Annotated in this window: 17 protein-coding genes; 12 read left to right on the top strand and 5 right to left on the bottom strand. The window is 54.2% G+C overall.

The window, feature by feature from the left end; genetic code table 11:
* Positions 1-84 precede the first annotated feature (84 nt).
* Positions 85-1,272 carry a CynX/NimT family MFS transporter gene (locus ABIE11_RS00875; protein WP_429183568.1) on the top strand — a complete coding sequence of 396 codons (1,188 nt, stop codon included), beginning with the start codon at positions 85-87 and terminating at the stop codon, positions 1,270-1,272.
* Positions 1,273-1,302: 30 nt separating this feature from the next.
* On the opposite strand, the gene ABIE11_RS00870 is transcribed toward ABIE11_RS00875, so the two are convergent.
* Positions 1,303-2,010, bottom strand: a complete 708-nt coding sequence (locus tag ABIE11_RS00870; RefSeq protein WP_123429086.1) for a CTP synthase C-terminal region-related (seleno)protein — start codon at positions 2,008-2,010, stop codon at positions 1,303-1,305.
* A gap of 158 nt (positions 2,011-2,168) precedes the next feature.
* Here ABIE11_RS00870 and ABIE11_RS00865 point away from each other — a divergent pair, with 158 nt between their 5' ends.
* Both ABIE11_RS00865 and ABIE11_RS00860 read left to right on the top strand, forming a co-directional pair.
* Positions 2,169-2,672, top strand: coding sequence for a DUF523 domain-containing protein (locus tag ABIE11_RS00865; RefSeq protein ID WP_429183566.1), 504 nt, complete (start codon positions 2,169-2,171; stop codon positions 2,670-2,672).
* Positions 2,659-3,012, top strand: a complete 354-nt coding sequence (locus tag ABIE11_RS00860; RefSeq protein ID WP_429183564.1) for a DUF488 domain-containing protein — start codon at positions 2,659-2,661, stop codon at positions 3,010-3,012. Before ABIE11_RS00865 ends, ABIE11_RS00860 begins: the two co-directional genes overlap by 14 nt.
* Here ABIE11_RS00860 and ABIE11_RS00855 read toward each other — a convergent pair.
* Together ABIE11_RS00855 and ABIE11_RS00850 are read right to left on the bottom strand one after the other, a co-directional pair.
* Positions 2,998-3,303 (bottom strand): hypothetical protein, encoded by a 306-nt coding sequence (locus tag ABIE11_RS00855; RefSeq protein WP_100780540.1) that lies wholly within the window; start codon positions 3,301-3,303, stop codon positions 2,998-3,000. The genes ABIE11_RS00860 and ABIE11_RS00855 overlap by 15 nt on opposite strands.
* Before the next feature lie 82 nt (positions 3,304-3,385).
* Positions 3,386-3,628: a putative hemolysin gene (locus ABIE11_RS00850; protein WP_100780541.1), complete on the bottom strand. Its 243-nt coding sequence runs from the start codon at positions 3,626-3,628 to the stop codon at positions 3,386-3,388.
* A gap of 308 nt (positions 3,629-3,936) precedes the next feature.
* Between ABIE11_RS00850 and ABIE11_RS00845 the strand changes: the two genes are divergently transcribed.
* Genes ABIE11_RS00845 through yoaJ form a run of 3 tightly spaced genes read left to right on the top strand, consistent with a single transcriptional unit; the run spans position 3,937 to position 5,181 of the window.
* Positions 3,937-4,965 carry a sensor domain-containing diguanylate cyclase gene (locus ABIE11_RS00845; RefSeq protein WP_123429089.1) on the top strand — a complete coding sequence of 343 codons (1,029 nt, stop codon included), beginning with the start codon at positions 3,937-3,939 and terminating at the stop codon, positions 4,963-4,965.
* A gap of 42 nt (positions 4,966-5,007) precedes the next feature.
* Positions 5,008-5,106 (top strand): YoaK family small membrane protein, encoded by a 99-nt coding sequence (locus tag ABIE11_RS00840; protein WP_041689378.1) that lies wholly within the window; start codon positions 5,008-5,010, stop codon positions 5,104-5,106.
* Positions 5,107-5,181: a protein YoaJ gene (gene yoaJ / locus ABIE11_RS00835; protein ID WP_107704291.1), complete on the top strand. Its 75-nt coding sequence runs from the start codon at positions 5,107-5,109 to the stop codon at positions 5,179-5,181.
* Between the two features lie 55 nt (positions 5,182-5,236).
* On the opposite strand, the gene ABIE11_RS00830 is transcribed toward yoaJ, so the two are convergent.
* Positions 5,237-5,485 carry a GlsB/YeaQ/YmgE family stress response membrane protein gene (locus ABIE11_RS00830; protein ID WP_100780542.1) on the bottom strand — a complete coding sequence of 83 codons (249 nt, stop codon included), beginning with the start codon at positions 5,483-5,485 and terminating at the stop codon, positions 5,237-5,239.
* A gap of 485 nt (positions 5,486-5,970) precedes the next feature.
* Here ABIE11_RS00830 and ABIE11_RS00825 point away from each other — a divergent pair, with 485 nt between their 5' ends.
* The 3 genes from ABIE11_RS00825 to ABIE11_RS00815 all read left to right on the top strand — a co-directional run bounded on the left by ABIE11_RS00825 (position 5,971) and on the right by ABIE11_RS00815 (position 9,697).
* The gene (locus tag ABIE11_RS00825; RefSeq protein WP_429183563.1) at positions 5,971-7,539 is read left to right on the top strand and encodes a methyl-accepting chemotaxis protein; all 1,569 of its coding nucleotides are present in this window, start codon (positions 5,971-5,973) and stop codon (positions 7,537-7,539) included.
* Positions 7,540-8,109: 570 nt separating this feature from the next.
* Positions 8,110-8,697 (top strand): TetR family transcriptional regulator, encoded by a 588-nt coding sequence (locus tag ABIE11_RS00820; RefSeq protein ID WP_429183562.1) that lies wholly within the window; start codon positions 8,110-8,112, stop codon positions 8,695-8,697.
* Entirely contained in the window at positions 8,690-9,697 is a 1,008-nt protein-coding gene (locus tag ABIE11_RS00815) for an NAD-dependent epimerase/dehydratase family protein (RefSeq protein ID WP_429183560.1), read from the top strand. Before ABIE11_RS00820 ends, ABIE11_RS00815 begins: the two co-directional genes overlap by 8 nt.
* A gap of 202 nt (positions 9,698-9,899) precedes the next feature.
* On the opposite strand, the gene icd is transcribed toward ABIE11_RS00815, so the two are convergent.
* Positions 9,900-11,150, bottom strand: coding sequence for an NADP-dependent isocitrate dehydrogenase (icd, locus tag ABIE11_RS00810; protein WP_102103468.1), 1,251 nt, complete (start codon positions 11,148-11,150; stop codon positions 9,900-9,902).
* 108 nt (positions 11,151-11,258) lie between these two features.
* On the opposite strand from icd, the gene rluE reads away from it, so the two are divergent.
* From rluE to mnmA, 3 genes are read left to right on the top strand one after another with little or no spacing between them, the layout of a single operon-like run.
* Complete coding sequence (rluE, locus tag ABIE11_RS00805; RefSeq protein WP_107703858.1) at positions 11,259-11,921, top strand: 23S rRNA pseudouridine(2457) synthase RluE; 663 nt, start codon at positions 11,259-11,261, stop codon at positions 11,919-11,921.
* A 9-nt stretch (positions 11,922-11,930) separates the two neighbouring features.
* On the top strand, positions 11,931-12,404 hold the full coding sequence (locus tag ABIE11_RS00800; protein ID WP_100780546.1) for an NUDIX hydrolase: 474 nt from the start codon (positions 11,931-11,933) through the stop codon (positions 12,402-12,404).
* A gap of 40 nt (positions 12,405-12,444) precedes the next feature.
* Positions 12,445-13,557: a tRNA 2-thiouridine(34) synthase MnmA gene (gene mnmA / locus ABIE11_RS00795; RefSeq protein ID WP_100780547.1), complete on the top strand. Its 1,113-nt coding sequence runs from the start codon at positions 12,445-12,447 to the stop codon at positions 13,555-13,557.
* The last annotated feature ends 13 nt before the right edge of the window (positions 13,558-13,570 follow it).

Below are 13,570 nucleotides of genomic sequence, written 5' to 3'. Positions count from 1 at the left end.
TAGCGATAAAGTGTCATTTTAGCTTGATTTAAACAGGGTGGAAAACGGGTATTGTGTGCCCTCGTTACGTTGTCAGAGAAAACCATGACTACTGCTATTCCCTCTTCCGGCAAAGATCGCCTGATGTTGATTGCCGGTATTTTGATGATTGCCACCACTTTGCGCGTCACCTTTACCGGTGCGGCTCCTTTACTGGACATGATTCGTCACGACTACGGCCTGACGACTGCCCAGACAGGCTTGTTAACCACTCTGCCGCTGCTGGCCTTTGCGCTGATTTCCCCTCTCGCCGCCGGTGTGGCGAGGAAGATCGGCATGGAGCGCAGCCTGTTTTTCGCCATGCTGCTCATCTGCGTGGGCATTGGCCTTCGTTCGCTGCCCTCCGCTGCGCTGCTGTTTATCGGCACCGGGGTGATCGGCTGTGGAATTGCGCTGGGTAACGTCCTGCTCCCCGGCCTGATTAAGCGTGATTTTCCAGGCCAGGTGGCAAAGCTTACCGGTGCCTACTCCCTGACCATGGGCGCGGCGGCGGCGCTGGGTTCAGCGATGATCGTACCGCTGGCCCTGAGCGGCGCGGGCTGGCACGGCGCGCTGCTGATGCTGATGGTGTTCCCGCTGTTAGCCACACTTCTGTGGCTGCCCCAGTGGCGACAAAAACATACCGCCTCCATAAGCAATGCGCGGGCGCTGCACAACCGTGGGATCTGGCGCTCGGCTCTCGCCTGGCAGGTGACGCTGTTTCTTGGCATTAACTCGCTGATTTACTATGTGATTATCGGCTGGCTACCGGCGATTTTGCTCAGCCACGGCTACAGCGAAACCGAGGCCGGATCGATGCACGGTTTGCTGCAGCTGGCGACCGCAGCGCCGGGGCTTGCCGTGCCGCTGCTGCTGCATAAACTGAAAGACCAGCGCGGTATCGCCGGGTTATCGGCACTGATGTGCGCGGTGAGTCTCGCCGGGTTCTGGTTTGTGCCGGATCAGGCCGTGCTCTGGACGATTGTCTATGGATTTGGTTCCGGCGCGACGATGATTCTGGGCCTGACCTTTATCGGACTGCGTGCCAGCTCGGCGCACCAGGCGGCGGCACTTTCCGGAATGGCGCAGTCGGTCGGTTATCTGCTGGCGGCCTGTGGTCCACCGCTGATGGGGAAAATTCACGACACCGCGGGTGACTGGCGGATCCCGCTTATCGCCTGTGCGCTGGCTGGCGTGGTGATGGCGGTCTGCGGTGTGCTTGCCGGGCGCGACCGCGAGATCACGCCCCATTGAGTTTGACGGCAGGCCGAATGGCCTGCCCGTTTAGCTACGAGCGGCGTGCAGCATGGCTTGTACCAGCGGTACAGGACGGCCCGCCAGCGCACCGCGCTCGTGCTGGAACAGCGTGGCGACGAAGAATGGATGCGTCACCAGTTCTACCGCGCGGATCTCGCCTTGTTCATCCCAGCCCGTTACGCGCATATCGCCGCTTTCCAGCTCTTTCGCGAACGCCGGTGAGACGCCATAGTTGCAGTGATACCCTTCTTCGATCTCTTCCCGGCCATAGGCTTTGGCGATAATCGTGTTAGCACGAAGTTCAATGGTATCGGTTTTCTCCACCAGCGAGCAGGTCAGAGGCGCAATCACCATTCTGCCGTCAGTATCGGTTTCGGCATGCGCCGCATCGCTCCAGCCCAGCACGTTTCGCGCATATTCAATAAGCGCATGCTGGAACCCGCCGCAGGTTCCTAGAAACGGAATACTATTTTCACGCGCAAAACGCGCAGCAATAAACGCCCCGTCGACATTTTTATACGGACTTGCCGGTACCAGCCAGATCGCGTCGTAGCCCACTAAGTCTTCAGGGCTGGTCAGCTCGGTGGTGGCGATCCAGTCGTAATCCGCCGTTAAATCCAGCACGGCCGCCGCATCATCGATGGATAACGGAATGGCCTGGTGAGCAATGACATCAGGGTTGTAGTCACCAACAAGTGCAATGCGAAGTGTGTCTTTTACCGGGGAGAGTTCCATGAGAGGTTCCATATGCCAAAGAATTATCAGATAACATAAGGAACCTCAGCCTACCGATCTTTTGCAGGGTTCACAATACCTTAAATTGGAGGGGCAAAAATTCAGGTGGTATAGTGATAGCGTATTATCCCCCCTTATTTCGGGTAGTCTGAAACCTCATGAAAACCAAAATTCTGGTCAGCGCGTGTCTGATGGGCCACAAGGTTCGCTATAACGGCAGCGAGAAAGCAGCTATTTCTGACACCCTCAGGCGCTGGCAGCAAGAACAACGACTGGTGACGCACTGCCCGGAGCTGGCAGCAGGCTTGTCGATCCCGCGTTTACCCGCAGAGATTGTGGCAGGCGGTGGAAATGAGGTGATGGCGGGTCGCGCGCGAATTCTGGAAAGCGACGGTCGCGATGTGACCGCGCATTATCAGCTTGCCGCCTGGCTTGCGCTACGTGCAGCCCAGGAGGGGAACTGCCGCGCCGCCCTGCTGACCGACGGCAGCCCTACCTGCGGCAGCGAGCTGATTTACGACGGCAGCTTTCGCGGGCAAAAACGCGCAGGGATGGGCGTCGCCGCCGCACTGTTACGTGAACACGGTATTCAGGTATTTTCCGATAACCAGCTTACTGAGCTGATCGCCTGGGTTGAGGAGAGAGACAATGATTCAGTGTAAACGGGTGTATGACGCACCAGCCGAAAACGACGGCTATCGCATTCTGGTCGACCGGCTCTGGCCGCGCGGCATCAAGAAAGAGGCGCTGGCTTTTGATGAGTGGTGCAAAGCCCTGACGCCCTCCGGCGAGTTACGTAAAGCCTTTCACAGCGAAACCATTGATTTCGCCGCTTTTCGCGAGGCCTATCTGCAGGAGCTGGCGCAGCATCAGGACGAAGGGCAACGCGTGGCTGCCCTTGGTAAAAATCAGAACCTGACGCTGCTCTACGGCGCGAAGAACACCCGGCAGAACCACGCTCGGGTCCTGGCCGACTGGCTGCGCCAGTTAGCTGAAGGTTAATTCGTCGAGGATGTGTGACGCATCATCAGGCGTCAGCGGCAGCAGATGTTCCGGGCGCACAAAGGCAAAACCATGCTGATTATCAACGGCGTAAACATCGCCGGTGACCAGCCACAGGGCGCGATCGGCGCTGGCAGGCAGCTCGGTCATCACGCCGTTAACGGGGTTCAGGAAACGCAGGCCGGGCTTGCAGAGCGCAAAAAGCTCTACGGATTTGCCGATATTGCGCCGCCCGGCGGCAGTGCGGGCGCCGATGACCATGCACAGGCTGCCCGGTTTTAACTGAAACATACTTCTCTCGCGGTCTCTGTTATCAGCCACAAGGACTGAGATAATTCTTAAAGAGAAGTGTATCGCAGTCGCTCCTGCCCTGTCACGCAGCAGGGGTTGGGTGATCGCGGCGGAACAACTCCCACTCATCAATCACTTCGCCGCCCGGCAGTTTGCACTCGGTGCGCACGCCCTGCGGACTTTGTACCGGAACGCGCTCTCCGCCCTTCTTCACACAGTACACGGCAGCAGGATTAGCCATACCGATTTGCGGAGGTTTCGGCGCGTCGGGCGGGGTCGAACAGGCGGCCAATGGCAGAGCCATCGCCAGCAGCAGGTATCGCATGGGGTTGTCCTTTCTGTTTGCAAAGTCTAAAGCGTACCGGGACTTCGCCGTTTTCTCCATGATTTCTCCATTAAACCTGCACTTTTTCACCCTATAGTGGCTGCGTTCTCAATGACCAGAGAACATCATTCCGTAATCAAGATGTCTTTGCCCCGCACGCCTGTGCGGGGCTTTTTTTCGCCTGCCCTGCCACGCGTACCGCGACAATATATAAAATTTCCTGTATTCGTGTTTTACTATGCCCCAGCCGAAAAATTCAGCACAACATGCAGATACTGGCGTCTTCTGCATGGGAGTTTACCCACGTCATGTCGGATATTATTCTTGCCCGTGTTTCAGAAACCCTTGCAACAGAACAATCCCTTGAAAGCCTGGTTCGACAGCTCCTGGAAATGCTGGAGATTGTCACCGAGATGGAGTCGACCTATCTGACGAAAGTCGATATCAATGCGCGTTTGCAGCATATTCTTTACGCCCGCAACAGTAAGCAGATGCAGATCCCAGAAGGGCTGAGCGTGCCGTGGGGCGATACGCTGTGTAAGCGCGCCATCGATAGCAACTCTTTTTTCAGTAATGAGGTCGCGGAACGCTGGGCCGACTGCGACGCCGCCAAAGCGCTGGGCATCACGACCTACGTGAGTATTCCTATTCATCTGGCAGATGGTTCGCTGTACGGCACCCTCTGTGCGGCCAGCACGCAAAAACAGACCTTAAGCGACCGGGCCGAGCAGGTCCTGCAGCTTTTTGCCGGGCTGATTGCGCAGTACATTCAAAAAGAGTCGCTGGTTATTCAGCTGCGCGAGGCGAACGCGGCGCTGATCGCGCATTCCTATACGGATGCGTTAACCGGTTTACCCAACCGCCGGGCGATTTTTGATAATCTCAATACCCTGTTCTCGCTGGCGCGCCACCTCAAGCGCAATGCCATCATCGCCTACATCGATCTTGATGATTTTAAGCTCATCAACGATCGCTACGGCCATGAAACGGGCGATCAGTTTTTGGTTGAGGTCGGTAAACGATTGATCGACGGCCAAACCGAAGACGACATCGTCGGGCGGCTCGGCGGCGATGAGTTTTTAGTGGCCTGTCTGAGTAAGGGTGAAAAAGCGGTCGATAATACGCAAATCAATATTCTGCGCACGCAGCTTGGCGCGTCGATTGCCGGAGAGTACTGGCTTGGAAACGTACACCTGGTCTACCCTGGCGCGAGCCTCGGCGTGGTGGCAGTGGATCCTGCCAGTACCGATGCAGACAGCGCGTTGCGCGCGGCGGATACGGCCATGTACCTGGATAAAAAAGGCAAAAGCAAAACACGCTTTCTCCCGGATGAGTAACCCCGTACACTTTGCGGGCAAGGAAACCTTAGAGGTGATGTGATGAGGATCGGAATTGTTTTCCCGGTCGTTATTTTTATAACGGCAGTGGTATTTTTAACGTGGTTTTTTGTCGGCGGTTACGCCGCGCCGGGGGCATAAATGCGTAAGACAACCATCATTATGTTGATCGTCGCGGTCGTGGCGGTAGCGGGTACCCAGCTTGGCTGGTGGTGAACCCGGAAAACTAAAAAGGCTGCCCTTTGGCAGCCTTTTTTGATGGTTAACGCTGTTAGCTTTTGATTTTTCTGTAGATAAACAGAACTACCAGCGCACCCACTACCGCAACAGCAAAGCTGCCGATATTGAAGCCATCGACTTTACCAAAACCGAACAGGGTGCTGATCCAGCCGCCGACCACGGCGCCCACGACCCCCAGTATTACTGTCACGAAGAACCCACCGCCATCTTTGCCCGGCATGATCCACTTCGCCAGAATCCCCGCAATAAGCCCAAAGATAATCCAGGATAAAATTCCCATAGCTTTCCTCTCTGTATGGTTTTTTGTCATTAAATCAACGACACAGAAAAGGATAGCACAGGATCACCAAAATGATATTTGTGATAGGGATCACGCTGCCTGTTTGCACATTTTATCAGCACTTAAAAAAATCACGCACCACACAAAAGATGGGGTTGCAACTTTAGTTGAGAAAGATTATCTTTCTCAACACTGAATAGTTGAGCAAATCACTCAGGTATTCAGTACGACATTGCTCACATTGCTTCCAGTATTTCTTGCCCACTTTTTAGTGGGCTTTTTTTTGCGCCGTTGCCCCGCTCACCTGGGATACGCATCCGGATCATCAAGTTTAAATATCGCGTTTCACCTCAGAAAAAACAGTAAACATCATATTTTGGTTTTGGACTGATTTTGATGTTTCTCTCAATCAAGCCCCTTTTACCCCTGCCGATAACCCTTCCAACATTGATGGTATTTCGTTACAGGTTATAAAGGGGTTTACTGTGAAAAATATTAAAATCAGAGTCGGGCTGTTGATCGTTCTGACGACTTTTACGCTTATGCTCATTCTTTCCAGCGGGTTGGGACTCTATTTCCTCCACCGCAGCAATAATGATATTCAGACATTGAGTTATAACGCCGGAGAACAAAAAGCGCTCAACAACGTGCGTAATGCCATTTTGCGCGCCCGGGTGATTATTGATTCGGCCTCGCAAGCGAAAACCCACGGCGATGATATTGATGAGCCGGCGATTCAGGCCAGTATCCGCAAAGAGATGCAGACCGCCGCTGAGCAATTCCAGCTGTTTGTGCAAATCCCGGGGCTTTCCACCATTCATCCGGAAGTGGGTGCAAGGATGAAAGACCGTTACGACCAGCAAATAGCCGTCATTGCTCACAACTCCGGCCTGCTGATTAATATTAATGATCCGCAGGAACTGAAACTGGCGCTCGCCAAATATCTCGACACCACCCTGCAGGTGCGTCAGGCCTGGGATGATGAATATCACTCTTATATTGATACCACGCAGCGTAATCTGGATGGCGTCATTAGTTACAGCAACAGTTCTTATCAATTTGCCCTGTACGTGATGATCGCCTTACTGATTCTTGCCGCCATGTTGTTCTTTGTTATCAACGCCTGGATGCGGAAAATGTTAATTCTGCCGCTGCAGGCAGTGGCTGAGCATTTTGAATTTATCGGTAAAGGCGATCTGACCGGAGATATTCACGTCGCTAACAATAATGAAATTGGCTTGCTGTTCGCCTCCTTACAAACCATGCAGGCTGAACTGAACTCGACGGTGGTCTCTATCCGTCAGGGCGTTGAGTCCATCAATATTGGCACGCAGGAGATTTCATCCGGCAACAACGATCTTTCTCGTCGTACCGAAGAGCAGGCCGCAGCCGTAGTCGAAACCGCGGCGAGCATGGAACAGATCACCTCCACGGTGAAAATGAATACCGATAATGCCCTTGAGGCGGCACAGATGGTGCAAAACGCCGCCGGAATTGCCAACGAAGGCGAAGAGCAGATGCGGGGCATGATGAAAAAAATGGACGCCATCAGTCAGAGCGCTCAGAAGATGGTTGAGATCATCAGCGTTATCGACAGCATTGCCTTCCAGACCAACATTTTGGCCCTGAACGCCGCCGTAGAAGCGGCGCGTGCAGGCCAGTCCGGGCGCGGTTTTGCCGTGGTCGCAGGCGAAGTCAGAAACCTCGCCCGTCGCTGTACGGACTCTGCAAAAGAGATCACCACGCTCATCAACGAATCGCGCCTGTATATTGAAGAAGGGGCAGAACTGGCCAATAAAACCAGCCAGACCATGCTGGATATCAGCGGAGCCGTCAGTAAGGTCAATGTGATGATGGAAAACATCGCGCTGGCGTCGGAAGAGCAAAGCCGTGGGGTGGAGCAAATCCGCATCGCAATCACCCAGATGGATCACGTCACGCAGCAAAACGCCGCGCTAGTGGAAGAAGTGGCCACCACCGCGTCGGGGGTCAACGAGCAGGCAAACTTGCTGTCACACTCTGTGTCGCTTTTCAAAGTGAAAGAGGTTTACTAAGACGGGCTGTCCGGGAGCGGAAGCTCCCGGATCCAGCAAGAGACATCATGATGGATGATACGATGAGCAGAATATTGAAGCTCAGTGATGGTGAATTTCGCCATTGCTGTGCTTAGGCCCTATTCGTCCTGCTTCAATTAAGATTTCCTCAATTAACTCCTCAAGACACTCTCGCCCGTGATGATCGCAGACCAGGTGTACCTGTCGGGAAATCTCGTCAGTATTCATACCATCGCATAATGCCGATTTCAGCATTATCGATGCCCACCGTTTGGCTTCAGAATGAGTCAGCATAACCCCTCCCGATATCGGTTACCTGTTTAAGCGTAGCTAGCCGGGAGTGATTCACCAGGGTTTTTGATCAGTAAAATGCAACACGTTTTTACAGAGGGCTGGATGCTCTTGATCACCTTCCTGCATCAAACATATGCGCACGACGCCGCATCGCTTTCACCGCCTAAGACTCTCATGTTTTGCTGATCCCTAACCTGCTGTTCTCTTCAGGATATCTGTTGCGCGGCAAACGTAATGCAATTAATATCCGACCGGATGTTTAAATAATTAGGGTGAATGATGGGACGCAGAAAAGAGATCAGTACCGACAGCATTCTCGATGCGGCGGAAGCGGTAATGGCCCGAATCGGCGTGGCTAACCTGACGATTGACGCCGTCGCGCATCAGGCAGGGATTAGCAAGGCCAGCGTGCTGTACGTGCATAAAACCAAACAGGCGCTGCTGGAAGCGCTGGTGACACGCGCAATGAAGCGTGATGACAGCATTCATCAGGACGCGGAGTTGCAGTTGGGGGACGTCGACAGCTTAGCGCTAAAAGGCCGTATTGAGGTCGCTAAAACGCCACCACCGGAGGAGTTCCGCCCGGTCGCGTTAAACCTCAGTTCTGCGCTGATTCTGAATCCTGAACTGCGAAAAACCATGCAACAGCATCAGGATAACGTTATTCAACGCATCATTACGACCTCTGCCCAGCCTCGCGGTGCGCTATTGGCCTATCTGGCGCTTGAAGGTTTTAAGTTTCTCGATTTTCTCGATTTCCATAAATGGACCGACGTAGAACGGGCGCAAATCCTCGAGGAACTCAGCTGGCTCGCGGAACAAAATGTACCTTCTTCGCCACACCCGGAGACTTCAGATGACTAAACATCCGCACGATATAAATGCCGCCATGGCCCAACGCCGAGTATTCGTCACCGGCGGCAGTGGTTTTGTCGGCAGAAACATCATTCGCCATTATCGCGAAGCGGGGGCAGATGTCCGGGCGCTGGCCAGAAGCGAGGCTGCAGCCGAAATCATTCGCCACGTGGATGGAGCGCCAGTCTACGGTTCATTGTGCGAAACAGACCTGGTGGATGCCCTCACGGGTTGCGACCTTCTCATTCACGCGGCTGCCGATACGTCACATGGATATGAATCGGCAGAACAATGGCAAGTCAACGTTGAAGGGACCGAAAAGCTGTTTACGGCAGCACGCCAGGCGGGCGTTACGCGAGCTGTACACATCAGTACCGAGTCGGTTTTATTGACAGGTGCGCCGCTGCAAATGGCCTCTGAGACACATCCCCTGCCACAAAAATTTGCCGGGGCGTATAGCCGAAGTAAAGCAGCCGCCGAGCAGGCAGCCTTTGCGCAGGCAAATGAAAATTTCTGCGTCAGCGTGGTGCGCCCACGATTTGTCTGGGGAAAAGGCGACACTACCGCCCTGCCACAGCTTGTCGCGGCGGTCTCCTCCGGGAAATTTGCCTGGATTGACGGCGGCAACTACCTGACTTCAACGACCCACATTGATAATCTCTGCGATGGCATCAGCCGTACAGCCGAGTACGGCAAAAGTGGAGAGGTGTATTTCCTCACCGACGGTGAACCTCATACTTTTCGTGATTTCGTCAGCCAACTGCTCGCCACTCAGGGCATAACGGCACCGGATAAGCGCGTTCCGCGCAGACTGGTCAGGATACTTGCCCATCTGGGGGACGGCTTATTCCGCCTCTCCAGGGGCCGTGTTACCAGCCCGTTAAATCTGCAAACCTACGCCACCTCTGCCGTCGAAGTGACCCTCGACATTAGCAAAGCGCGAAGAGAGCTGGACTATAACCCTCAGATTACGTTGCATGAGGGAATGATGAAGCTGGATTCCATATAACAGGCCAGCCCCTCATCGGATCGTTCATCCCCCCGTGAAAGCGTTTTTGCGCTCAGCACCATGGAGTGGTGCTGCCCGCCCTGCCTTGGCCGTTATCAGAAAAAATCATGATCTCTTTTGATAATGAATGTTGGTCACCGTGTTAATTCGAAAAAAAACGGGAGCCCATCGGCTCCCGCTTTCATTTAACCCTGATTCAGGATTACATGTTCGCGATAATCGCGTCGCCAAACTCTGAACATTTCAGCAACTTAGCGCCTTCCATCAGACGTTCGAAGTCATAGGTGACGGTTTTGGCGTTGATTGCGCCTTCCATACCTTTGACGATCAGGTCTGCGGCTTCGAACCATTCCATATGACGCAGCATCATTTCTGCGGAAAGGATGATGGAACCTGGGTTCACTTTATCCTGGCCTGCATACTTAGGTGCTGTACCGTGGGTTGCTTCGAACAGTGCGCACTCGTCACCGATGTTTGCGCCTGGGGCGATACCGATACCGCCAACCTGGGCTGCCAGGGCGTCGGAGATGTAGTCACCGTTCAGGTTCATACAGGCGATCACGTCGTATTCAGCTGGACGCAGCAGGATCTGCTGCAGGAACGCATCGGCGATCACGTCTTTGACCACGATCTCTTTGCCGGTATTTGGGTTCTTGATTTTCACCCATGGACCGCCGTCGATCAGCTCACCGCCGAACTCTTCACGCGCTAACTGGTAACCCCAGTCTTTGAAAGCGCCTTCGGTGAACTTCATGATGTTGCCTTTGTGAACCAGGGTTACGGAATCACGATCGTTGGTGATAGCGTATTCGATGGCTGCACGAACCAGGCGTTTAGTGCCTTCTTCGGAGCACGGCTTGATACCGATACCGCAATGTTCAGGGAAACGAATCTTCGTCACGCCCATCTCATCACGCAGGAATTTGATCACTTTTTCAGCTTCGGCGCTGTCGGCTTTCCACTCGATACCCGCATAGATGTCTTCGGAGTTTTCACGGAAGATAACCATGTTGGTCAGTTCAGGGTGTTTCACCGGGCTTGGCGTGCCTGCGTAGTAGCGCACCGGGCGCAGACAGACGTACAGGTCAAGCTGCTGGCGCAGTGCCACGTTCAGGGAACGAATACCGCCACCGACCGGGGTAGTCAGCGGGCCTTTGATGGCAACGCGGTAATCACGAATCAGGTCCAGCGTTTCTTCTGGCAGCCAGACATCCTGGCCATACAGTTGGGTAGATTTTTCGCCGGTATAGATTTCCATCCAGGAAATTTTCCGCTCGCCCTTATAGGCTTTCTGTACGGCGGCATCCACCACTTTAATCATGGCTGGCGTCACATCCACACCGATACCATCACCTTCAATGAAAGGAATGATTGGGTTGTGAGGGATGTTCAGTTTGCCATCTTGTAGGGTGATCTTCTTACCTTCCGCCGGAACGACTACTTTGCTTTCCATTAACCTCTCCTTCGAGCGCTTCTGGTTTTTTGTTAATGAGTTGTAATATGCGACCTCATACTACTCGAATATCTGGCTCGCGCCAATCACTCATGAATTTCCGTTATAATGCGTGAATACATTCATTCTGAAAACACTATGAACAAAACTTCTTTTAGAAATCACCAAGTTGAACGATTCAGCACCCGACGCAACGCCAAAAAAAAGCCTGACACTGGACCGAAGCGGCTGGTTATCTTCAATAAACCCTACGATGTGCTGCCGCAGTTCACAGACGAGGCGGGACGCAGCACGCTAAAAGATTACATCCCGTTACAAGGAATTTATGCCGCAGGCCGTCTGGACCGCGACAGCGAAGGGCTGCTGGTGCTCACCAACGACGGTCAGCTCCAGGCGCAGCTGACTCAGCCAGGCAAACGTACCGGCAAAATTTACTACGTGCAGGTGGAAGGCGAGCCGACGCAGGATGCGATAGAGGCTCTGCGCAATGGCGTTACGCTCAATGATGGCCCCACCCTCCCCGCAGGTGTCGAACGGGTCGAGGAACCGCAGTGGTTGTGGCCGCGCAATCCGCCCGTTCGCGAGCGCAAAACTATCCCCACCAGCTGGTTGAAAATCACCTTATACGAAGGACGGAATCGACAGGTGCGACGCATGACGGCGCATGTCGGTTTCCCAACCTTGCGTCTGATACGCTATGCGATGGGTTCCCTGACGCTGGACACGCTGGCGTCCGGTGAGTGGCGAGAAATTCCGATCGATTCAATCTAAGGAGAACAGATGTTTAAACCACACGTTACCGTCGCCTGCGTAGTTCACGCCGAAGGAAAATTTCTGGTCGTAGAAGAGACCATCAACGGCAAAGCGCTGTGGAACCAGCCTGCAGGCCATCTCGAAGCCGACGAAACCCTGGTGCAGGCCGCCCGCCGTGAGCTGTGGGAAGAGACCGGCATTCATGCCGAGCCGCAGCATTTTGTTCGTCTGCATCAGTGGATCGCACCCGATCGCACCCCCTTCCTGCGCTTTTTGTTCGTCGTCGAACTTAACGAAATGTGCGCCACTGAGCCGCACGACGACGACATCGATCGCTGCCTGTGGGTCACTGCTGAGGAGATCCTGAATGCCCCAAACCTGCGCTCACCGCTGGTTGCCGAAAGTATTCGTTGCTACCAGTCCGGCAGCCGCTTGCCGCTTGAGGTGATCGCGGAATTTAACTGGCCGTTTACAGAGGGTGCCAACACCGGGGGCGCGTGATAGAATACGCCGCCTTTAAGTTCAATGTCGTGAGTATTCCATGTCAGATAACAGCCAGAAAAAAGTAATCGTCGGCATGTCCGGCGGTGTCGATTCCTCCGTTTCCGCCTACCTGTTGCAACAGCAGGGTTATAAGGTGGAAGGCCTGTTCATGAAGAACTGGGAGGAAGATGATGGCGAGGAATATTGCACGGCTGCGGCGGATCTTGCGGATGCGCAGGCCGTGTGCGACAAACTCGGCATTGAGCTGCATACCGTAAACTTTGCTGCAGAGTACTGGGACAACGTGTTCGAACTCTTCCTCGAAGAGTACAAAGCGGGCCGCACCCCGAACCCGGATATCCTCTGCAACAAAGAGATCAAATTCAAGGCGTTCCTCGAATTCGCCGCTGAAGATCTGGGCGCGGATTTTATCGCGACCGGCCACTACGTGCGTCGCGCCGATGTGGATGGCAAAAGCCAGCTGCTGCGCGGTCTCGACGGTAACAAAGATCAGAGCTACTTCCTCTACACCCTGGGCCACGAGCAGATTGCGCAAAGCCTGTTCCCGGTCGGTGAACTGGAAAAACCGGAAGTGCGTAAAATCGCTGAAGATCTGGATCTGATTACCGCGAAGAAAAAAGACTCTACCGGCATCTGCTTTATCGGCGAACGTAAATTCCGCGAATTCCTCGGCCGCTATCTGCCTGCGCAGCCGGGCAAAATTATCACCGTTGACGGCGATGACGTCGGCGAGCATCAGGGTCTGATGTATCACACCCTCGGCCAGCGTAAAGGGCTGGGCATCGGCGGCACCAAAGACGGCAGCGAAGAGCCGTGGTACGTGGTCGATAAAGACGTTGAAAACAATATTCTGGTTGTGGCTCAGGGGCACGAACATCCGCGTCTGATGTCCGTCGGCCTTATTGCCCAGCAGCTGCACTGGGTCGATCGCGAACCGTTCACCGGCACCCTGCGCTGCACGGTGAAAACCCGCTATCGTCAGACTGATATCCCCTGCACCGTAACGGCTATTGATGACGAACGCATCGAAGTGCGTTTCGACGAGCCTGTCTCTGCCGTTACGCCTGGCCAGTCCGCCGTCTTCTACAGCGGCGAAATCTGCCTTGGCGGCGGGATCATTGAACAGCGTCTACCGCTGGCCGCTGTTTAAACCGATTGCACAC

Source organism: Lelliottia sp. 489, from assembly GCF_050435885.1.
Lineage (GTDB): Bacteria > Pseudomonadota > Gammaproteobacteria > Enterobacterales > Enterobacteriaceae > Enterobacter > Enterobacter nimipressuralis.
The sequence above is the reverse complement of the archived record's forward strand: the minus strand, read 5'-3'. Positions and strand labels throughout refer to the sequence as shown.